We start from the raw sequence: 21,908 nt of genomic DNA on the forward strand, positions 1-21,908 counted from the left end.
AGGCCGCGCCTAATTACTCGAACCAGTGGGCTCGGGCGGCCATGATCAACTTGCCGGCACGATCATCGTCAATGCCGTCGATGTCGAGCAGGTCGTCAATAGACTGCTCGGCCAGGTCTTCGCGGGTAATTACGCCGCGCACCGCCAGTTCCATCGCCAAATCCTTGTCCATACCCTCAAGCGAGAGCAGGTCTTCGGCCGGATGGGCGTCTGCCAGCTTTTCCTCAGTAGCGATGGCTTTGGTCAACAAACGATCCTTGGCGCGAGCGCGAAGCTCGTTGACGGTTTCTTCGTCAAAGCCGTCGATGTTGAGCATTTCTTCCAACGGTACGTAGGCAATCTCTTCCAGGCTGGTGAAGCCTTCATCTACCAGCACTTGCGCCAGGTCTTCGTCGACTTCCAGCTCGTCGATGAAGTTGCGCAGGATGTCGCCGGTTTCTGCTTGCTGCTTAGCCTGGATGTCCGATTCGGTCATCACGTTCAGGGTCCAGCCAGTCAACTGGCTAGCCAGACGCACGTTCTGACCACCGCGACCGATGGCCTGAGCCAGATTGTCTGCGCCAACGGCGATGTCCATTGCATGGGCATCTTCGTCAACGATAATTGCCGCCACTTCAGCCGGCGACATTGCATTGATCACGAACTGAGCCGGGTTATCGTCCCACAGGACGATGTCCACACGCTCGCCGCCCAATTCGCCCGACACTGCCTGGACGCGCGAACCGCGCATACCGATGCAAGCGCCTTGCGGATCAATGCGTTTGTCCTTGGAGCGGACCGCGATCTTGGCGCGCGAACCCGGATCGCGGGACGCAGCCATTACTTCGATCAGGCCTTCAGCGATTTCCGGCACTTCGATGCGGAACAACTCGATCAGCATTTCCGGCGCGGTACGCGACAGGATCAACTGCGGGCCGCGGTTCTCGGTGCGGATTTCCTTGAGCAGCGCACGCAGACGCACGCCAACACGGAAGGTTTCGCGAGAAATGATGTCTTCACGAGCCAGCAACGCTTCAGCGTTGTTGCCCAGGTCAACGATCACGTTGTCGCGGGTTACTTTTTTCACGGTGCCGGAAATGATTTCACCCAGGCGTTCGCGATAAGCGTCAACCACTTGTGCGCGCTCGGCTTCGCGAACTTTCTGCACGATGACTTGCTTGGCAGTCTGTGCAGCGATACGGCCGAACTCGATGGATTCGATCTTTTCTTCGACTACATCACCTACCTGGGCGCCCGGATGCGTTTCTGCAACCTTGCTCGGCCAGGTTTCGATGGCCGGATCGTCCAGGTCTGCTTCTTCGACGACCGTCCAGCGACGGAATGTCTCGTAAGCACCGGTGTGGCGATTGATTTCCACACGCAGATCGACTTCGTCCTCGAAACGTTTTTTGGTAGCAGTGGCCAGAGCCAGCTCCAGCGCTTCAAAAATTACGTTTGCCGGTACGCCCTTTTCATTGGATACCGACTCAACAACCAGCAGTACTTCTTTGCTCATCGTACGCCTCGCCTTTCGCAAGCCATTGGATCCGCGGGATCCGCGTCTCAGTCAAAACTGGGAATAATGTTGGCCTTGTCGATCATATCGATCGGCAACAGGAACTCATGGTCTTCTACCTGCACCACGACGTCCTGCTCTTCTACACCGCGCAGAAGGCCCTGAAAGTTGCGTCGGCCTTCGAAAGGCGAGCGCAGCTTGATCTTCACTTGTTCACCGGCAAATTTTGCAAACTGCTCAATCGTGAACAGTGGGCGTTCCATGCCAGGCGAGGAAACTTCAAAGGTGTACTCAACGGCGATCGGATCTTCAACATCCAGAACACCGCTGATCTGACGGCTGACGATGGCGCAATCGTCCACCAGCACGCCGCCTTCTTTATCGATATAAACGCGCAACATTGAGTGGCGACCTTGAGCCGAAAACTCAATACCCCAGCATTCATAGCCTAGGGCCACGACCACCGGGGCCAGCAAGGCCTGCAACTCTTCTAGCTTGCTCGACACCTGAACCCCCTCGTGCATGTATGTGCATGCTATGCAAAATAAAAAAATGGGCGAAACGCCCATCCTTGAAACGCCGTCGAACAGCGGCGTTGAAAGTGTCCAGCTAACAAAAAGCCCCTTAAAAGGGGCTCCTTAAACTGGTTGCGGGGGCCGGATTTGAACCGACGACCTTCGGGTTATGAGCCCGACGAGCTACCAGACTGCTCCACCCCGCGACAAAGCTGGGGCGGAAGTATACGACCGATCCCTGACAGGGTCAATGTAACCTTCCACCTACAAGAAAGCCCGCAACAGCGGGCTCTCCTGATAATTGGTACCGAGAAGGGGACTCGAACCCCTACACCCTATGGGCACAACCACCTCAAGGTTGCGTGTCTACCAATTCCACCACCTCGGCAATACTACGTTTGAAACCCTTCTTACTTTTGCTCTTGAGCTGGAGGCACGTCAGTCGCTGGAGTAGCCGACTTTTGCTCTTGAAGCACCGGTACATCATCAGAAGCCGGTTGTTGCTTTGGAACTTCCAACACTGCTGGATTTGGCAAACCTACTTGAGTCAGCTGGTGAGCTTTCTCTTTAGCAAAGTAACCTAACCCTAAGCTGGTTATGAAGAAACCTGCGGCAAGTATAGCAGTAAACTTACTAAGAAAGGTAGAGGAACCTTGGCTTCCGAACACAGTATTTGAAGCACCTGCTCCGAAAGACGCGCCAGCATCCGCACCTTTACCCTGCTGCAGCAATACCAGAGCAACTACGCCCAATGCACCCAGCAGATGAAAAACGACTACGACTGTTTCCAGCATTTTTTCAGTTTCCCGCGGCGCGACAAATCGCACCGAACTCATCTGCATTCAGGGAAGCCCCACCAATGAGCCCCCCATCGATATCCGGCATGCCGAACAGTTCGACCGCATTGGCCGCCTTCACGCTGCCGCCGTATAGAAGCCGCACACCTTGTGCGACCTCAGAATTCTCTGCCGCCAACTGAGCGCGAATGGCTGCGTGCACATCCTGCGCCTGTTGCGGTGAAGCAGTCAGCCCGGTGCCAATGGCCCAGACCGGCTCGTAAGCAATTACTGCCTTTGCAAAAACACCAACACCCAGCTTCTCGATGATACTGCCCAGCTGATGCCCGACAACCTCAAGAGTTTTACCGGCTTCGCGCTGCTCAAGGGTTTCCCCTATGCACAACACCGGAATCAAGCCACATGCCTGTGCTGCTGCGAACTTGCGAATGAGTGTTTCATCATTCTCGCCGATGATCTGGCGACGTTCGGAGTGGCCCACGAGTACCAGTGAGCAACCTTCTTCAGCCAACTGACTCGGCGCAACCTCACCAGTCAGCGCACCTTGTTTGGATTCCACCGCAGCGTTCTGCGCGCCGACCTTGATCGACTTGCCTTCCAGACCATCAATCACTTGATTGATATGCAAGAAGGACGGGAATACCGCTACATCAACACCGCTCGGCAAGGCCAGGTTACCCAGGCCCTTGATCAGCTCAGCGACGCTGGCGCGGGTACCGTGCATCTTCCAGTTACCAGCTACCATAGGGCGACGCATGCTGTACCTCGTCGGTCAAAGTGGGCGCAGATGTTACCCAACACAATCAAGGCTGGCAAGCCGAATTCAGGCAGAAACTTCAGTAACCAGTTTTGCCAGCTCTTCGGCGTAACCACGAACCTGTGTTTCGTCCTCGCCTTCGACCATGACCCGCACCAGCGGCTCTGTCCCGGACTTGCGCAACAGCACACGTCCGCGACCCGCCATGGCTTGGGTGACACGCTCGCTGGCCTCCTTGACCGATGGATGATCGAGGGGGCTCGCACCACCTGCGAAACGGACATTGATCAGCACCTGCGGACACTTGCGCAGCGCCTGGCGGGCCTGAGCCAGCCCTTCGGAGCGAGTCTTCAGCGCCATCAACACCTGCAACGCAGCGATGATTGCATCACCGGTGGTGGTGTGGTTGAAGCAGACGATATGCCCGGAGTTCTCGCCACCGACCAGCCAGTTGCGCTCCAGCAGATCGGCGATCACATAGCGGTCACCAACATTGGCGCGCACGAAAGGAATCGCCAGATCTGCCAGAGCCAGTTCCAGCCCCAGGTTACTCATCAACGTACCGACCACACCGCCCTGCAGCTTGCCGCGCTCATGCAGATCGCGGGCAATGATGAACAGCAGCTCGTCACCATCGACGATAGCGCCAGTATGATCGACCATCAGGACCCGATCGCCATCACCGTCGAAGGCGATACCCAAATCGGCGTGTTCGGCCAATACGGCGGCCTGCAGCTGGCCCATATGGGTCGAGCCGCAATTATCATTGATGTTCAGGCCGTTCGGCTGAGCGGAAAGCACGACGACTTCGGCGCCCAACTCACGGAACACACTAGGCGCCACTTTGTAGGTCGCACCGTGCGCGCAATCGATCACGATTTTCAGGCCAGTGAAGGTGGTGCCGGTCGGGACGCTGCTCTTGCAGAATTCGATATAACGACCCGAAGCGTCGTTGATGCGCGATACCTTGCCGATCTTGCTCGACTCAACCACGGTCATCGGGGTGTCGAGCAACTCTTCGATCATCAGCTCAACTTCGTCCGGGAGCTTGGTGCCCTTCCCGGAGAAAAACTTGATACCGTTGTCATCGTGAGGATTGTGCGAAGCGCTGATCACGATGCCAGCCTCGGCATGGAACGTCCGAGTCAGATAGGCGATGGCAGGCGTCGGCATCGGCCCCAGCAGCATCACATCGGCGCCTGCGGAGGTAAGACCGGCTTCAAGCGCCGATTCGAACATGTACCCGGAGATACGGGTGTCCTTGCCTACCAGCACTTTGCATGCGCCCATTTTGCGGAATGCCATGCCAGCCGCCCAGCCGAGCTTGAGCATGAAGTCCGGAGTGATCGGATACTCGCCGACCCGACCACGAATGCCGTCGGTACCAAAATATTTCTTAGTCATAAGTGCTCCATCATTCTTATTCGGCTAATTCCACTGCGGCGATCATCCGCACCACATCGACTGTTTCGGCCACATCGTGGACGCGCAATATACGCGCACCCTTGACCGAAGCCAGCGCTGCGAGCGCCAGACCGCCAAAAAGGCGTTCGCCAACCGGGCGATTCAACGCCTGCCCAATCATGCTCTTTCGCGAAACCCCGACCAACAGGGGCCGCCCCAAGGCATGCAAGGCTTCCATATGTTTAAACAAGCTTAGATTGTGCTGCAGGGTTTTCGCGAAGCCGAAACCCGGATCAAGAATGATCCGTTCAGCCGGGATTCCTACCGATGCACATTGCGTCATGCGTTCGGCGAGAAACTCGCCAACTTCTTTCGTCACATCCCGATACTGCGGATTGTCCTGCATGTCGCCAGGCTCGCCAAGCATATGCATCAGACATACCGGCAACCCCGTGGCCGCAGCTGCATCCAGGGCGCCGTCACGCCGCAATGAGCGCACGTCATTGATCAACCCCGCGCCCAGTCGTGCAGTTTCGCGCATGACAGCTGGCGTGGAGGTATCAACAGAGATGATGACATCCAACTCACGATGGATGCGCTCGACAATCGGCGCAACACGCTCCAGCTCTTCGAGCGGCGAAACCGCCTTCGCGCCGGGCCGGGTCGACTCACCACCGACATCAATCAGCGTCGCGCCAGCCGCCACCATCGCTTCGGCATGGCGCAAGGCCGCATCGAGCTGACTATATCGGCCACCATCGGAAAAGGAGTCGGGAGTGACATTGAGAATGCCCATGACATGTGTATGGGCCAAATCAAGAACCCGGTTGCCGCAAGGCAACCAGGTCAGGGACTGAACAGAAGTCATTTCAAGCCTTAAACGTCAGCAGCCGGACCGCCGATCGGTGTTTCCGGACGCGGATCCTGCGCCACCGGAGGTGTTCCGGATGTGCCGGCACCACCGCCTGACCAGTCACGAGGCTCGCGAGGCGTACGACCGGCCATGATGTCGTCGATCTGATCAGCATCGATCGTCTCGTACTTCATCAGCGCATCAGCCATGGCGTCCAGCTTGTCCCGGTTGTCCGTAAGGATCTGTTTGGCCGTGCCGTAGCACTGGTCAATGATGCTGCGCACCTCAGAATCGATCAGCTTGGCCGTCTCGCCAGAGAAACTTGCACTCTGACCGCCGCCGCCACGACCGAGGAACACTTCACCCTCTTCTTCGGCATACATCAACGGACCGAGTTTTTCCGACAGGCCCCATTTGGTCACCATGTTTCGCGCAATCTGGCTGGCACGCATGATGTCGTTGGAGGCACCGGTAGTAACACCGTCGAAGCCCAAAGTCATCTCTTCCGCAATACGACCGCCATACAGTGAGCAGATCTGGCTGATCAGTGCACGCTTGGACAGGCTGTAACGATCTTCTTCCGGCAGGAACATGGTCACGCCCAGCGCACGACCGCGGGGAATAATCGAGACCTTGTAGACCGGATCGTGCTCAGGAACGACGCGACCGACGATAGCGTGGCCAGCCTCGTGGTAAGCGGTGTTCTGCTTCTCTTTCTCGGACATGACCATCGATTTGCGCTCGGCGCCCATCATGATCTTGTCTTTGGCCAGTTCGAATTCTTTCATCTCGACGATGCGCTTGCCGGTACGGGCAGCGAACAGCGACGCCTCGTTCACCAGGTTGGCGAGGTCGGCGCCGGAGAAACCAGGCGTACCACGAGCGATCACGGCCGGGGCGACGTCGTCACCCATTGGCACTTTGCGCATGTGGACCTTGAGAATCTGTTCACGACCACGGATGTCTGGCAGACCGACCACAACCTGGCGGTCGAAACGACCCGGACGCAGCAACGCAGGGTCCAGGACGTCCGGACGGTTGGTTGCGGCAATGACGATGATGCCGTCATTCATTTCGAAGCCGTCCATCTCTACCAGCAGCTGGTTGAGAGTCTGCTCACGCTCATCGTGACCGCCGCCCATGCCGGCGCCACGATGGCGACCAACGGCGTCGATTTCATCGATAAAGATGATGCATGGCGCGTGTTTCTTGGCTTGTTCGAACATGTCGCGAACACGACTGGCGCCGACACCGACGAACATCTCGACGAAATCAGAACCGGAGATGGTGAAGAACGGCACCTTGGCTTCGCCGGCGATCGCCTTGGCCAGCAAGGTTTTACCGGTACCCGGAGGACCGACCATCAGCACGCCGCGAGGAATGCGACCGCCCAGGCGCTGGAACTTGCCCGGATCACGCAAGAACTCGACCAGCTCGCCAACTTCTTCCTTGGCTTCGTCGCAACCGGCAACGTCACCCAAGGTGGTTTTCACCTGATCTTCGGAGAGCAGTCGTGCCTTGCTCTTGCCGAAGCTCATCGGCCCGCCCTTGCCACCGGCACCGCCCTGCATCTGCCGCATAAAGAACATGAAGACGGCTATGATCACCAGGATCGGGAAGCTTGCGACCAGGAGCTGAGTCCAGATGCTTTGCTGTTCAGGCTGCTTGCCTTCGACTACGACGTGGTTATCCACCAAATCGCCGATCAGGCCATTGTCCTGGATTGCCGGACGAATGGTCTTGAAGCTGTCGCCATCGTTGCGTTTGCCGGTAATCACATAGCCGTCTACGGCTACGCGCTCGACCTTGCCATCCTTGACCTGCTGGATGAAGTCGGAATAGTTGAGGGTCTGCGGCTCGTTAGGGCTGGAGAAGTTGTTCATCACCGTCACGAGGACAGCCGCGATGATCAACCACAGGATCAGATTCTTTGCCATATCGTTCAATTAACTACCCTCTGAAGCAAGCTCCGCTAATGGCGCGCGCTTCGCATGATATTCACCGGCCTAACTTACTACATTACCTACGACTCTGGCAGGCGCCGTCTGTAACCCTTTGTGAAACACTTTCTACACAATATTCGCTAATGCTCACGGGGCGAAATACGAAAATCCTATCGACCCGCAAAAAAACCTCGATTTACTCACTACGGCTGCGGTAGCCCCAAGCCAGCATGTATTGCTCGCGGGAACTGCCACGGGAAGAGTCCGGCTTGATCATCTGGACCTTGTCGAATTTCTGACGAGCGTCCTTCACGTAAGCATCAAACCCTTCGCCCTGAAACACCTTGATCACAAAATTACCACCCGGCTTGAGTATCCGAGCCGCCAGATCAAGAGCCAGCTCACATAGAAACATGGCTTTGGGCATGTCCACCTCAGGCGTACCACTCATATTGGGGGCCATATCGGAAATCACAAGGTCCACCTGCGAATTACCCACGGCTTCAAGGATCTGAGCGAGCACTTCGTCCTCGGTGAAGTCACCCTGGATGAAAGTCACGTCCGGAATGCTGTCCATTTCCAGAATGTCCGAAGCGATCAGGCGCCCCTGACCACCGATCAGCCGACTGGTGACCTGCGACCAGCCGCCGGGCGCAGCTCCCAGGTCGACAACACTCATACCTGGACGGATAAGTTTGTATTTCTCCTGGACCTCCAGAAGCTTGTAACTCGCACGCGAGCGGTAACCATCCTTCTGCGCCTGCTTCACATAGGGATCATTGACATGTCTTTGCAGCCACTTAAGGCTTGTCTTGGAACGGGCCACTGGCCACCTCGAAAATAAAACGGGTCGTGATTAACTGGGCGGTCCCGGACTCGCTCGGGTAAACTGGCCGCCGCTTTTTACAAGATCAGACACAGGGGTCAGATTATGCCGCTCAAACCAGAGCAGAAGAAACAATACAAATCCATTGGCCACCATCTGAAACCAGTTTTGACTGTGGCTGATAACGGTTTGACTGAAGGTGTGTTAGCCGAACTTGAACGCGCGCTGGCGGATCACGAGCTGATTAAAATCAAGCTCAACATCCTCGATCGCGAATCCCGCGTGGCTACCATTGCAGAAATTTGCAAGGCCGGCAAAGCGGACCTGGTTCAGGTCATCGGCAAGATGGCATTGATTTACCGCAAGAACTTCAGCGTCAACAAGCAGCTGTCGAACGTCCATCGCTTCGCGTGATGACAAGGGTCAAGGGTGTGCTTCGCGCACCCTGCCACTCCATCCAGGCACCGGTTGCAACACCAGCACCAGCCCGGAAAACCCCAGAACCAGATAGCTGAACGTTTCCCAGCGCACCGCTTGCGGCCAGCCGGAGCGGACGATGAAAAACATCCCGCACGCATACAGCGCCATCATCAGCAGTTGCCCGCGAATGTCCCGCCATAGACTGGCAAGGCCCTCGGCCTGAACCAGCACCAAAGCCTGAAAAATCACACACGCTGTGGCGAATCCCACCATCAGCGCATCCAGCATGCCTTCGATTTCGTCGATCAGCAGCGGCGCCAGGCCAATCTTGCCCAGCACCGGCAGCAGACCGATATGCAACAACCACAGGCCGCCAACCCACAACATCTGAGTCAACTGCCAAAGCATGGCGCCCGCACGCAGCGGGCGCCTTCTTTCAGATGTGGCGGACTTCAACAATCTCGTACTCGATATCGCCACCAGGCGTCTTCACCATCACTACATCGCCTTCTTCCTTGCCGATCAAGGCACGAGCCAGTGGCGAACCCACGGATATCTTGCCCTTTTTGAAGTCAGCCTCGTCTTCACCGACGATATGGTAGGTGACGCGCTCATCAGTGTCAGTGTTGGCGATTTCAACAGTAGTGCCGAAAATCACCTTACCGGTGTGAGCGATGGTGGTGACATCAATGATGACCTGATTCTGAATCCGGCCCTCGATGTCACGGATCCGCGCCTCGACCATACCTTGCTGCTCGCGAGCAGCATGGTATTCGGCGTTTTCCTTCAGGTCACCCAGCTCGCGGGCTGTGCCGATGTCCTGACTGAGCTTCGGACGGACGACCTTGGTCAGGTGAGCGTGTTCTTCTTCCAGGGCTTTGGCGCCCTGGACGGTCATTGGGTACTTGATCATGCCTTCAATCCTGCGTGTAGGTCCTGCAAGCGGCGCACGGTCTTCTCGGGACCGAACTTCAGCGCTTCGCAGATAGCTTCGCCAGCAGCAATGGTGGTTGTGCAGTAGATCTTGTGCTGCAGGGCATTACGACGAATGGAGTAGGAATCAGCGATCGACTGACGACCTTCGGTGGTGTTGATGATCAGGGTGACTTCGTCATTCTTGATCATGTCGACCACGTGCGGACGACCTTCGGTCACCTTGTTCACACGACGCACTTTCAGGCCTGCGGCTTCGATCAGCTTGGCAGTACCGGCAGTGGCAACCACTTCGAAGCCCAAGTTGATCAGATCACGGGCTACGCCTGCAACCAGTGGCTTGTCGTCATCACGCACGCTGATGAACGCGGTACCGCCGGTCGGCAGCACTTCGCTGGCGCCCATCTGGGCCTTGGCGAACGCTTCGCCGAAGGTGTCGCCCACGCCCATCACTTCACCGGTGGACTTCATCTCCGGGCCCAGGATCGGGTCCACGCCAGGGAATTTGGCGAATGGGAACACCGCCTCTTTCACGCTGTAGAAGTTCGGAATGATTTCCTTGGTGAAGCCAATTTCTTTCAAGGTTTTACCAGCCATCACGCGAGCCGCGATCATGGCCAGGGAAACACCGATGCACTTGGACACGAACGGTACGGTACGGGAAGCGCGCGGGTTGACTTCGATGACGTAGATGTCCTCGCCTTGCAGCGCCAACTGAACGTTCATCAAGCCGACAACGCCCAGCTCCAGAGCCATTTTCTTGACCTGTTCGCGCATCTCGTCCTGGATGTGGCCAGGCAGCGAGTACGGCGGCAGGGAGCACGCGGAGTCACCGGAGTGAACGCCCGCCTGTTCGATGTGCTGCATGATCGCGCCGATCACCACGTCGGTGCCGTCGCAAACTGCATCCACGTCCATTTCGATGGCGCAGTTGAGGAAGTGGTCGAGCAGCACCGGGCTGTCGTTGGACACTTTCACCGCGTCACGCAGGTAGCGCTTGAGCTCTTCTTCTTCGTAAACGATTTCCATCGCCCGACCGCCCAGTACGTAGGACGGGCGAACCACCAGCGGGTAACCGATCTTGGCAGCGGCACGAATCGCTTCGTCTTCGCTGCGCACGGTGGCGTTTGGCGGCTGACGCAGGTTCAGGCGCTCAACCATCTGCTGGAAGCGCTCGCGGTCTTCGGCACGGTCGATGGCGTCAGGGCTGGTGCCGATGATCGGCACGCCGGCTTCTTCCAGGGCGCGCGCCAGTTTCAGCGGGGTTTGGCCGCCGTACTGGACGATGACGCCTTTTGGCTTCTCGACGCGGCAGATTTCCAGCACGTCTTCCAGGGTCACTGGTTCGAAGTACAGGCGATCGGAGGTGTCGTAATCGGTAGAAACTGTTTCCGGGTTGCAGTTGACCATGATGGTCTCGTACCCGTCGGCGCGCAGGGCAAGGGCCGCGTGTACGCAGCAGTAGTCGAACTCGATGCCTTGGCCGATGCGGTTTGGACCGCCGCCCAGGATCATGATCTTGTCGCGGCCCGTCGGCGCAGCTTCGCACTCTTCCTCGTACGTCGAGTACATATAGGCGGTGTCGGTGGCGAACTCGGCCGCGCAGGTGTCAACGCGCTTGTAGACCGGGAACACTTCGAGCTTGTGACGATGGCGACGCAGGTTTTTCTCGGTCACACCCAGCAGCTTGGCCAGACGCATGTCGGAGAAGCCCTTGCGCTTGAGCTTGAACATCATGTCGCGGTCGATGCTGGCCAGCCCCAGGGTCTTGACCTTCTCTTCTTCCTTGATCAGATCTTCGATCTGCACCAGGAACCACGGATCGATCATGTTCATGCCGAAGATGTCTTCGACCGACAGGCCGGCGCGGAAGGCGTCAGCCACGTACCAGATACGCTCGGCGCCCGGCACGGTCAGTTCGCGCTTGAGCACGCTCATGCTTTCCGGGTTGCTCAGGTCGAGCTTCTCGTCCAGGCCGCAAACGCCCACTTCCAGACCGCGAAGGGCTTTCTGCAGGGATTCCTGGAAAGTCCGGCCGATGGCCATGACTTCACCGACCGACTTCATTTGAGTAGTCAGGCGTGCGTCGGCTTTCGGGAATTTTTCGAAGGCGAAGCGTGGCAGCTTGGTGACGACGTAGTCGATCGACGGCTCAAAGGACGCAGGCGTAGCGCCGCCGGTGATTTCGTTCTGCAGCTCGTCCAGGGTGTAGCCGATCGCCAGCTTGGCAGCGATACGCGCGATCGGGAAACCAGTGGCTTTCGAGGCCAGTGCCGAAGAGCGGGATACACGCGGGTTCATCTCGATCACGACCATACGGCCAGTGTCCGGGCAGATGCCGAACTGGACGTTTGAGCCGCCGGTTTCCACGCCGATCTCACGCAGTACCGCCAGGGAGGCGTTACGCATGATCTGGTATTCCTTGTCCGTCAGAGTCTGTGCTGGCGCAACGGTGATCGAGTCACCGGTGTGCACGCCCATCGGGTCAAAGTTTTCGATAGAGCAGACGATGATGCAGTTGTCCTTCTTATCGCGGACAACCTCCATCTCGTACTCTTTCCAGCCGATCAGGGATTCGTCGATCAGCAGCTCTTTGGTCGGCGACAGGTCCAGGCCACGGGCGCAGATTTCTTCGAATTCTTCGCGGTTGTAAGCGATCCCGCCGCCGGTGCCGCCCATGGTGAAGGACGGACGGATGATGCACGGGAAGCCAAGCTTCTCGAGCACTGCGTTGGCCTCTTCCATGCTGTGGGCGATACCCGAACGCGGGCAGTCCAGGCCGATGGATTTCATCGCCTTGTCGAAGCGCGAACGGTCTTCAGCCTTGTCGATGGTGTCAGCGTTGGCGCCGATCATCTCTACGCCAAACTTCTCCAGAACGCCTTCGCGCTCCAGGTCCAGGGCGCAGTTCAGGGCAGTCTGGCCACCCATGGTCGGCAGCAGCGCGTCCGGACGCTCTTTCTCGATGATCTTGGCAACGGTCTGCCACTTGATCGGCTCGATGTACGTGGCGTCGGCCATGTCCGGGTCGGTCATGATGGTCGCTGGGTTGGAGTTCACCAGGATGACGCGGTAACCCTCCTCGCGCAGGGCTTTACAGGCCTGGGCGCCGGAGTAGTCGAATTCGCAAGCCTGGCCGATAACGATCGGGCCAGCGCCGAGAATCAGGATGCTTTTTATGTCTGTACGTTTTGGCATGGGTTTGTCACTCAAATCCGCAGGTCAGTCGGCAAGCCGTCTTGTTCAATCTGTGAAGCCTTGAGGGGGCCGCCGGTGTCGGGACCACCCTCAAGCTTTGCTGCATCAGTGCTAGCGATTAGCGTCGCTTGGCCATTTCGTTGATGAAGCGATCAAACAGAGGCGCTACGTCGTTCGGGCCAGGGCTGGCTTCAGGGTGACCCTGGAAGCTGAAGGCGCTCTTGTCGGTACGTTCGATCCCTTGCAGCGTGCCGTCGAACAGCGATTTGTGGATCGCCCGGACGTTGGCTGGCAGGGTCGCATCATCTACCGCAAAACCGTGGTTCTGGCTGGTGATCATCACAACACCGGTGTCCAGGTCCTGGACCGGGTGGTTGGCGCCGTGGTGGCCGTGACCCATTTTCAAGGTCTTGGCGCCGGAGGCCAGGGCCAGCAGTTGGTGACCGAGGCAGATGCCGAACACCGGAATCTCGGTTTCGAGCACGTCCTTGATCGCCTGGATTGCGTAGTCGCAAGGCTCCGGGTCACCAGGGCCGTTGGACAGGAACACGCCGTCCGGCTTCAGTGCCAGGACGTCGGCGGCTGGAGTCTGTGCCGGCACCACGGTCACGCGGCAGCCACGCTCAACCAGCATGCGCAGGATGTTCAACTTGACGCCGTAGTCGTAGGCCACCACGTGGTACGGCAGCTCGGAGGCGTCGATGGTCGCGTGGCTGTCGGTCTTCAAGTCCCAGACAGTCGAGCGCCACTCGTACTTCTCTTTGGTGCTGACGACTTTCGCCAGGTCCATGCCCTTGAGGCCAGGGAAGCCCTGGGCGGCGGCGATGGCGGCTGCTTCGGAGATGTTGTCGCCGGCCATGATGCAGCCGTTTTGCGCGCCTTTTTCACGCAGGATGCGTGTCAGGCGACGGGTGTCGATACCGGCGATTGCCACAACGTTGTTGGCTTTCAGGTAATCGGACAGGGACATCGTGTTACGCCAGTTGCTCGCAACCAGTGGCAGGTCACGGATGACCAGGCCAGCGGACCAGACGCGGTCAGACTCGGCGTCTTCCGGTGTAGTGCCGGTGTTGCCGATGTGCGGGTAAGTCAGGGTAACGATCTGTTGGGCGTAGGAAGGATCGGTAAGGATTTCCTGATAGCCGGTCATGGCGGTGTTGAACACCACCTCTCCAACGGTCTGACCGTCGGCTCCAATGGCTTCGCCGCGAAAAATGCTGCCATCAGCAAGGGCGAGTATGGCTGGCTTAGTCAAGAAGACCTCCCGTAAATAAAGCCTGAAAGGGCGATCGCAGGTTGTAAAAAAGCGGAGTGACGTATGGACACGTCACCCCGCTTCTTCACCGAATTATTCTGCGCGCTTTTAGTGGACACACTAAAGCTGTAGCTTACAGAAAAAGGCATTTTTGGTCTACCGCCAATGAGCCTGAAAGGCTATGGAATGCGACAGGACGTCGCTTGGCGGAGTAAAACCGGGCTCAAACACGCTGTTTGAACCCGATTTCGGGCGCATCTTAACGCAGGTCGAGCACGTCTTGCATGTCGTAGAGGCCAGGCTCGCGCCCATCCAGCCACAACGCGGCACGTACCGCGCCCTTGGCGAAGGTCATGCGACTGGACGCCTTGTGCGTGATCTCCAGGCGCTCACCCTCGCAGGCGAACAGCACCGTATGATCGCCCACCACATCACCACCGCGAACGGTCGCGAAGCCGATGGTTTCCCGCTCGCGGGCACCGGTATGGCCTTCACGACCATAAACCGCGACCTTCTGCAGATCACGATCCAACGCACTGGCGATCACTTCACCCATGCGCAGCGCCGTACCTGAAGGTGCATCGATCTTGTGCCGATGATGCGCTTCGATGATTTCGATGTCCGCGTCATCACCCAGCACACGAGCCGCCATGTCGAGCAGCTTCAGCGACAGGTTCACACCCACGCTGAAATTGGCCGCGAACACGATCGGAATATCCTTGCCCGCCTCGGCCAGCAACTGCTTCTGCGCAGCGTCCAGACCCGTGGTGCCGATCACCATGGCTTTGCCTGCCTTACGACAGAACGCCAGGTTTTTCAGCATCACTTCCGGGAGGGTGAAATCGATCAACACATCGAATTCTTCAGCCACCGCTTCCACATGACCGGACAGCGGCACGCCGATCCGCCCGAGCGAAGCCAGCTCGCCAGCATCCACGCCGATCAACGTGCTGCCGGGGCGCACGATGGCCGCCGTCAGACCGGTGAGCGGCGCGCGTTGCTGCACCGCTTCGACCAGGATCTTGCCCATGCGCCCGGCAGCGCCCATCACCGCAATACGTCGCATGTTCACTCCTTACAAATCGCCGAAGAAGCGCTTCACGCCTTCGAACCAACCGGTGGTTTTCGGCGAATGGCTGTTGTCGTCCGCCAGGGAGCTGCGGAACTCTTCGAGCAATTCGCGCTGACGACGACCCAGGTTGACCGGGGTTTCCACCGCCACGCGACACATCAGGTCGCCAGCACCGCCGCCACGCACCGGCGCAACGCCTTTGCCGCGAACACGGAACTGCTTGCCGGTTTGAGTCCCTTCGGGGATTTTCAGTTTGACCCGGCCATCAAGGGTCGGAATCTCCAGCTCGCCGCCCAACGCCGCATCGACAAAACTGATCGGCACTTCACAGAACAGGTGCTTGCCGTCACGCTGGAAGATCGCGTGCTCGCGCACGTTGATCACCACATACAGGTCGCCAGTCGGACCACCCTGGGCGCCCGCCTCGCCTTCGCCGGACAGACGAATGCGATCACCGGTATCAACACCGGCCGGCACTTTGACCGAAAGGGTTTTGTACTCTTCGACACGGCCTTCGCCGTGACAGGAATCGCACGGATCGGAAATGATTTTGCCTTGGCCATGGCAGCGCGGGCAGGTTTGCTGCACCGAGAAGAAACCCTGCTGCATGCGAACCTGGCCGATACCACCGCACGTTGGGCAGGTAATCGGCGAGGAGCCTTTCTTGGCACCCGAACCGTCGCAGGGCTTGCAGTTAACCAGTGTCGGAACGCGGATATTCACGGTCGTGCCGCGCACCGCTTCTTCCAGGTTCAACTCCAGGGTGTAACGCAGGTCGCTGCCGCGCTGGGCACCGCCACGGGAACCGCCGCGACCGCCACCGAAGAAGTCACTGAAGACATCGCCAAAGATGTCGGAGAAGTTCTGACCGCCAAACCCGGCACCGCCACCACCCATGCTCGGGTCGACACCGGCATGACCATACTGGTCGTACGCCGCGCGCTTGCTGGAATCGGACAGCACTTCGTAGGCCTCGTTGGCCTCCTTGAACATCTCTTCCGACGCTTTGTCATCGGGATTACGGTCCGGGTGGTGCTTCATCGCCAGGCGACGGTAGGCCTTTTTCAGGTCTGCTTCGCTTGAGCCGCGCTCGACACCCAATACTTCGTAATAGTCACGCTTTGCCATAAGTCTTTGCACTCTTAAGGACGTTCGGCAAATCCCTCCTGAGCTTCGCCAAACTCGTTGAGCCCCAATACAGGCCCGGACCCAACTCACGTCAATTCAACGATCCTGGTCTTTGTTCACTGCGGTACTTTCGGCGCGAAAAGCAGGAGCATTCCCGGCCATACCACCAACATCCGAACGATGTCGCATGCTGTAAAAATTCGCTAACTCCAGACGCGCCAACGCGGGAGCAAGCCCCCGCGCGGCGACATCCTACCAGTCACTGCCCAAAGGCAGTCAACCGGCCGACCAACAACTTACTTGTGGTCTTTGACTTCTTCGAACTCAGCATCGACAACGTCGTCAGCTTTTTCAGCTTTTTCGTCGTGCGGTGCAGCGCCTTCAGCAGGCTGAGCCTGTTCGGCGTACATTTTCTGAGCCACTGGCGCGGAGACTTTCGACAGTTCTTCAACCTTGGCGTCGATGGCAGCCTTGTCGTCGCCTTTAACAGCGGCTTCCAGGGCAACTACGGCAGCTTCGATTGCAGTCTTCTCTTCAGCACTCACTTTGTCGCCAGCGTCAGCGACCATTTTGCGCGTCGAGTGAACCAGTGCGTCGCCCTGGTTGCGGGCAGCAGCCAGCTCTTCGAACTGGCGATCTGCGTCGACGTTGGCTTCAGCATCGCGAATCATCTGCTGAATTTCTTCCTCGGACAGACCCGAGTTGGCCTTGATCACGATCGACTGAGTCTTGCCAGTAGCCTTGTCTTTGGCGCCTACGTGCAGGATGCCGTTGGCGTCGATGTCGAAGGTCACTTCGATTTGTGGCACGCCACGTGGTGCTGGTGGAATCTCGGCCAGGTCAAACTTGCCCAGGGACTTGTTCTGAGCCGCTTGCTTACGCTCACCTTGCAGCACGTGAATGGTCACAGCGCCCTGGTTGTCATCGGCAGTCGAGAACACTTGGGATTTCTTGGTAGGAATCGTGGTGTTTTTCTCGATCAGCGCAGTCATCACGCCGCCCATGGTTTCGATACCCAGGGTCAGCGGGCTGACGTCCAGCAGCAGAACGTCTTTCACGTCACCGGCCAATACTGCGCCCTGGATAGCAGCACCCATGGCAACGGCTTCGTCCGGGTTCACGTCTTTACGAGCTTCTTTACCGAAGAACTCGGTCACCAGCTTCTGAACCAGTGGCATACGGGTCTGACCGCCAACCAGGATCACGTCGTTGATCGCGCCAACGTCGATACCGGAGTCTTTCAGAGCGATGCGGCAAGGTTCGATGGTGCGTTGAACCAGGTCTTCTACCAGCGCTTCGAGCTTGGCGCGGGAGATTTTCACGTTCAAGTGCTTAGGACCGGTGGCGTCTGCAGTGATGTACGGCAGGTTCACGTCGGTCGAATTGCTCGAAGACAGTTCGATCTTGGCTTTTTCAGCGGCTTCTTTCAGGCGCTGCATGGCCAGCGGGTCACCTTTAAGGTTCATGCCGCTTTCTTTCTTGAATTCGTCAACGAGGTAGTCGATCAGACGAATGTCGAAGTCTTCACCGCCCAGGAACGTGTCACCGTTGGTGGCCAATACTTCGAACTGGTGCTCGCCATCGACTTCAGCGATTTCGATCACGGAAACGTCGAAAGTACCGCCGCCCAAGTCGTAAACGATCACGGTGTGATCGCCTTTCGCTTTGTCCATACCGTAAGCCAGAGCGGCTGCGGTTGGTTCGTTGATGATACGTTTAACGTCCAGGCCCGCGATGCGGCCGGCGTCTTTAGTCGCTTGACGCTGGCTGTCGTTGAAGTAGGCCGGAACAGTGATTACTGCTTCGGTCACTGGCTCGCCGAGGTAGTCTTCGGCGGTTTTCTTCATTTTCTTCAGAATTTCAGCCGAGATCTGTGGCGGCGACATTTTCTGGCCGTTCACTTCAACCCAAGCGTCGCCGTTGTCAGCCTTGGCGATTTTGTACGGAACCATCTTGATGTCTTTCTGCACGACTTCTTCGTCGAACTTACGACCGATCAAACGCTTCACCGCGTAAAGGGTGTTGTGCGGATTGGTCACAGCCTGACGCTTGGCCGACTGGCCAACGAGGATTTCGCCATCGTTGGCATACGCGATGATCGACGGCGTGGTACGCGCGCCTTCAGCGTTTTCAATAACTTTGGCTACGCCGTTTTCCAGCACGGAGACGCAGGAGTTGGTAGTCCCCAGGTCGATACCGATAATTTTGCCCATGTTAACTCTCCCGAAACTTTGGATTTGGTTGCCGCAGCAGTGGTGGCTAACTGCGGTAGCACTTAAACGCTTGACTTCTAAATGGGGGCCTTGCGGCTAATTTCAAGCCTGCTCATCAATCGAAGGCGAAACCGGCGAAGGTGCCTTGCTGACCACGACCATGGCCGGGCGCAGCAGGCGACCGTTGAGCTGGTAGCCCTTCTGGAACACCTTGAGCACGCTGTTCGGCTCGACATCGGCGCTTTCTTGCATGGCCATCGCCTGGTGATGAACGGCGTTGAACGGTTCGCCATGGGGATCGATCGCTTCCAACTGATAACGCTTCAGGGTGTCCTGGAACATTTTCAGGGTCAGTTCGATGCCTTCGCGCATTGGGCGGATGCTCTCGTCATCCGGGTTGGACAACTCCAGACCACGCTCCAGGCTGTCGATGATCGGCAGCAGGTCGCCAGCGAATTTTTCCAGCGCAAACTTGTGAGCCTTTTCGACATCCTGCTCGGCGCGACGGCGGACGTTCTGCAGATCAGCCGCTACACGCAAAGCCTGATCATGAGCACCAGCCAATTGCTCTTCGAGCACTTGTACACGAGCCGCCAGCTCATCACCCGAAACCTGGGCAGCCTGATCGGCGTCTAGATTTTGCGTATCCACTGTCTGTTCGTCAGCCATAGATTTTCTCCTTTCAATATCGTCCGCGAGCTCAACTCGCGCTTCTGCCCAGCTATATGGGGCCGCAAAATTCAGCTTCAAGGGGTGCGGGAGGATTAACCCTACAAAAAGAGCAGCATTGTCATTCCCTGGCGTGCTAACGATTTCGTCGGATCAAGCAAATCGAGCTAAGGGAGGGCATTGTCAGCCAGAAACAAAACACTGTATAAATAACCAGACCTAAAGCCTGGGAGCGGCCTTTATGCTGGTGCACCTGTCCGTACACAACTACGCCATCGTTGAACATCTCGATCTCGAACTCGATCGCGGGATGAGCGTGATCACAGGGGAAACCGGCGCCGGCAAGTCGATCATGCTCGACGCCCTGGGCCTGACCCTGGGTGATCGCGCCGACAGCGGCGTAGTCCGCCCCGGCGCCGACAAGGCCGACATTCTGGCGACCTTCGACTTGATCGATATCCCGGAAGCCAGTGCCTGGCTGGCCGAGCGCGACCTGGAAAGCGACGGCCCGTGCATCCTGCGCCGGGTGATAACCGCAGAAGGTCGCTCCCGCGGCTATATCAACGGCACACCCTGCCCGCTTGGCGATCTCAAGGCCTTGGGCGAGTTACTGATCGATATCCACAGCCAGCACGAGCACCAATCCCTGCTCAAGACCGATACCCATCGCCGCCTGCTTGACGAGTATGCCGGCGCCACCGACCTTGCCCGCCAGGTACAACTGGCCGCCCAGCGCTGGCGCCAGACCCGCCAGGAGCTGGAACGCCTGTCCAATTCCGGCGATGAGCAACGCGCCCGCCATCAATTGCTGAGCTACCAGCTCGAAGAGTTGGAAAACCTCGGCCTCGGCGAGAACGAACTGGAACAACTGGAGCAGGAACACAAAAACCTGACCAACGCCGAAACCCTGCTGGGCATCTGCCGACAAGTGGTCGAGCAATGCAGCGAAAGTGATTCAGGCAATGTGCTGAACGCCCTGACCGCAAGCCTCAACCGCTTGTCGAGCGTGAACAACTCGATTGGCGCCTTGGGCGAGGCCAGCAGCCTGCTGACCAGTGCGCAGATTCAGGTTGAAGAAGCCGTCGGCGAACTGAACCGGTTCCTCGATAATTTCGACGCAGACCCGGCGCGTCTTCAATATCTGGAAGAACGCCTCGACGCGATCTACACCCTGGCGCGCAAACACCGGATTCAGCCAACTGAAGTGGCTGAGATGCAACAGAAGCTACTGGATGAAATTGAAACCCTGAATGCCAACGACGAATCCATTGAGCGCCTGAGCGATGAACTGGCGTCCTATGCCCGTCATTATCAGGAGAAGGCGCGCGACCTGAGCGACCTGCGCCATCAAGCCTCGGGCAGCCTCGCCAGCGCCGTGGAACAAGAGATCCAGCGTTTGGGTATGCCCGGTGGACGTTTCACCATCGAACTGCGCCCCAACAGCAGCAACGAATTGCTACCCAACGGACTTGAACAGGTCGAACTGCTGGTCAGCGCCAACCCGGGGCAACCGATGAAAGCCCTGGCAAAAGTGGCCTCGGGCGGCGAGCTGTCACGGATCAGCCTGGCGATCCAGGTCATCACCGCACAGACCTCCAGGGTTCCAACCCTGGTGTTCGATGAAGTGGACGTGGGCATCGGCGGCCCGACTGCGGAGATTGTCGGCCAATTGCTACGCCGGCTCGGGGAGCGCGGGCAAGTATTGACAGTCACTCACCTGCCGCAAGTGGCAGCACAGGGTCATCAGCATCTGTTTGTGCACAAGGTACGTGGCGAGGATGCAACCCATACGGCTGTGTCCAAGCTGAGCAAGAATGATCGCGTCGAGGAAGTCGCGCGCATGCTCGGGGGCATCGACCTGACGAAGGAATCCCTGGCCCACGCGAAGAAAATGGTCATCACTGCCAAAATTTAAGATCAGCAGAAAGCACGAAGGCGACCCTGGGGTCGCCTTCGCTCGTTTCGCGAACATCCTGTTCGCGCGACATGCTTACTTTTTCTTGCGTACGTACAGCACGAGATTGTGATCCACCATCTCGAAACCATACTTATCGACGATAGCCTTCTGAAGGCGCTCGATTTCTTCGTCGAAGAACTCGATCACTTCACTGGTTTCGACGTTGACCATATGGTCGTGATGCTTGCCGTCGTCCAGTTCGAAGACGGCGTGACCGCCGTCGAAGTTATGTCGCACCACAAGCCCAGCTGCCTCGAACTGAGTCAGTACACGGTAAACCGTGGCCAGACCGACGTCCTCACCAGCCTCCATCAGCGCCTTGTAGACATCCTCGGCGCTCATGTGGCGTTGCTCGGCGGAATCGAGCATTTGCAGAATTTTGACCCGTGGCAGGGTCACTTTGAGGCCGGCTTTGCGTAGTTCGCTATTTTCAACCATGGTCAGCTTTCTCGCGATGCTGCTTCGCAGCTTCT

At 57.9% G+C, this 21,908-nt stretch carries 19 protein-coding genes and 2 tRNA genes; 2 read left to right on the top strand and 19 right to left on the bottom strand.

Going from position 1 to position 21,908, the window contains the following annotated elements; genetic code table 11:
• Positions 1–13 precede the first annotated feature (13 nt).
• The 10 genes from nusA to rlmE form a co-directional block, all read right to left on the bottom strand.
• On the bottom strand, positions 14–1,495 hold the full coding sequence (nusA, locus tag BK667_RS20905; protein ID WP_008024459.1) for a transcription termination factor NusA: 1,482 nt from the start codon (positions 1,493–1,495) through the stop codon (positions 14–16).
• A gap of 47 nt (positions 1,496–1,542) precedes the next feature.
• Entirely contained in the window at positions 1,543–2,001 is a 459-nt protein-coding gene (rimP, locus tag BK667_RS20910; RefSeq protein WP_185058257.1) for a ribosome maturation factor RimP, read from the bottom strand.
• 138 nt (positions 2,002–2,139) lie between these two features.
• Positions 2,140–2,216: transfer RNA gene (locus BK667_RS20915), tRNA-Met, on the bottom strand.
• A gap of 96 nt (positions 2,217–2,312) precedes the next feature.
• Positions 2,313–2,398: transfer RNA gene (locus BK667_RS20920), tRNA-Leu, on the bottom strand.
• 22 nt (positions 2,399–2,420) lie between these two features.
• Complete coding sequence (gene secG, locus BK667_RS20925; protein ID WP_017336473.1) at positions 2,421–2,804, bottom strand: preprotein translocase subunit SecG; 384 nt, start codon at positions 2,802–2,804, stop codon at positions 2,421–2,423.
• 4 nt (positions 2,805–2,808) lie between these two features.
• On the bottom strand, positions 2,809–3,564 hold the full coding sequence (gene tpiA, locus BK667_RS20930; RefSeq protein WP_123516465.1) for a triose-phosphate isomerase: 756 nt from the start codon (positions 3,562–3,564) through the stop codon (positions 2,809–2,811).
• 66 nt (positions 3,565–3,630) lie between these two features.
• Entirely contained in the window at positions 3,631–4,968 is a 1,338-nt protein-coding gene (gene glmM, locus BK667_RS20935; protein ID WP_123516467.1) for a phosphoglucosamine mutase, read from the bottom strand.
• A 16-nt stretch (positions 4,969–4,984) separates the two neighbouring features.
• Positions 4,985–5,836 carry a dihydropteroate synthase gene (folP, locus tag BK667_RS20940; protein ID WP_123598751.1) on the bottom strand — a complete coding sequence of 284 codons (852 nt, stop codon included), beginning with the start codon at positions 5,834–5,836 and terminating at the stop codon, positions 4,985–4,987.
• Between the two features lie 8 nt (positions 5,837–5,844).
• On the bottom strand, positions 5,845–7,758 hold the full coding sequence (gene ftsH / locus BK667_RS20945) for an ATP-dependent zinc metalloprotease FtsH (protein WP_054050044.1): 1,914 nt from the start codon (positions 7,756–7,758) through the stop codon (positions 5,845–5,847).
• 202 nt (positions 7,759–7,960) lie between these two features.
• Positions 7,961–8,590, bottom strand: coding sequence for a 23S rRNA (uridine(2552)-2'-O)-methyltransferase RlmE (gene rlmE, locus BK667_RS20950; protein WP_123405147.1), 630 nt, complete (start codon positions 8,588–8,590; stop codon positions 7,961–7,963).
• 105 nt (positions 8,591–8,695) lie between these two features.
• Between rlmE and BK667_RS20955 the strand changes: the two genes are divergently transcribed.
• Positions 8,696–9,004: a YhbY family RNA-binding protein gene (locus BK667_RS20955; protein WP_123516471.1), complete on the top strand. Its 309-nt coding sequence runs from the start codon at positions 8,696–8,698 to the stop codon at positions 9,002–9,004.
• Positions 9,005–9,013: 9 nt separating this feature from the next.
• Here the strand turns inward: BK667_RS20955 and BK667_RS20960 are convergent, their stop codons facing one another.
• The 8 genes from BK667_RS20960 to grpE form a co-directional block, all read right to left on the bottom strand.
• The gene (locus tag BK667_RS20960) at positions 9,014–9,418 is read right to left on the bottom strand and encodes an MFS transporter (protein ID WP_123516473.1); all 405 of its coding nucleotides are present in this window, start codon (positions 9,416–9,418) and stop codon (positions 9,014–9,016) included.
• 28 nt (positions 9,419–9,446) lie between these two features.
• On the bottom strand, positions 9,447–9,923 hold the full coding sequence (gene greA / locus BK667_RS20965) for a transcription elongation factor GreA (protein ID WP_123516475.1): 477 nt from the start codon (positions 9,921–9,923) through the stop codon (positions 9,447–9,449).
• Complete coding sequence (gene carB / locus BK667_RS20970) at positions 9,920–13,141, bottom strand: carbamoyl-phosphate synthase large subunit (RefSeq protein ID WP_123516477.1); 3,222 nt, start codon at positions 13,139–13,141, stop codon at positions 9,920–9,922. Before carB ends, greA begins: the two co-directional genes overlap by 4 nt.
• Before the next feature lie 118 nt (positions 13,142–13,259).
• Positions 13,260–14,396 (bottom strand): glutamine-hydrolyzing carbamoyl-phosphate synthase small subunit, encoded by a 1,137-nt coding sequence (gene carA / locus BK667_RS20975; protein WP_123516479.1) that lies wholly within the window; start codon positions 14,394–14,396, stop codon positions 13,260–13,262.
• 259 nt (positions 14,397–14,655) lie between these two features.
• Positions 14,656–15,462, bottom strand: coding sequence for a 4-hydroxy-tetrahydrodipicolinate reductase (gene dapB, locus BK667_RS20980; RefSeq protein WP_123598752.1), 807 nt, complete (start codon positions 15,460–15,462; stop codon positions 14,656–14,658).
• Positions 15,463–15,471: 9 nt separating this feature from the next.
• Positions 15,472–16,596 (bottom strand): molecular chaperone DnaJ, encoded by a 1,125-nt coding sequence (gene dnaJ, locus BK667_RS20985; RefSeq protein ID WP_007933514.1) that lies wholly within the window; start codon positions 16,594–16,596, stop codon positions 15,472–15,474.
• Between the two features lie 296 nt (positions 16,597–16,892).
• The gene (dnaK, locus tag BK667_RS20990) at positions 16,893–18,809 is read right to left on the bottom strand and encodes a molecular chaperone DnaK (RefSeq protein WP_123405132.1); all 1,917 of its coding nucleotides are present in this window, start codon (positions 18,807–18,809) and stop codon (positions 16,893–16,895) included.
• 102 nt (positions 18,810–18,911) lie between these two features.
• Positions 18,912–19,478, bottom strand: a complete 567-nt coding sequence (gene grpE, locus BK667_RS20995) for a nucleotide exchange factor GrpE (RefSeq protein WP_123516483.1) — start codon at positions 19,476–19,478, stop codon at positions 18,912–18,914.
• A gap of 241 nt (positions 19,479–19,719) precedes the next feature.
• Between grpE and recN the strand changes: the two genes are divergently transcribed.
• Positions 19,720–21,393, top strand: coding sequence for a DNA repair protein RecN (gene recN, locus BK667_RS21000; protein WP_054050066.1), 1,674 nt, complete (start codon positions 19,720–19,722; stop codon positions 21,391–21,393).
• 75 nt (positions 21,394–21,468) lie between these two features.
• Here the strand turns inward: recN and fur are convergent, their stop codons facing one another.
• On the bottom strand, positions 21,469–21,873 hold the full coding sequence (gene fur, locus BK667_RS21005; protein ID WP_003197684.1) for a ferric iron uptake transcriptional regulator: 405 nt from the start codon (positions 21,871–21,873) through the stop codon (positions 21,469–21,471).
• Between the last annotated feature and the right edge of the window lie 35 nt (positions 21,874–21,908).

It is taken from the genome of Pseudomonas frederiksbergensis (assembly GCF_003732705.1).
Classification (GTDB): domain Bacteria; phylum Pseudomonadota; class Gammaproteobacteria; order Pseudomonadales; family Pseudomonadaceae; genus Aquipseudomonas; species Aquipseudomonas frederiksbergensis_F.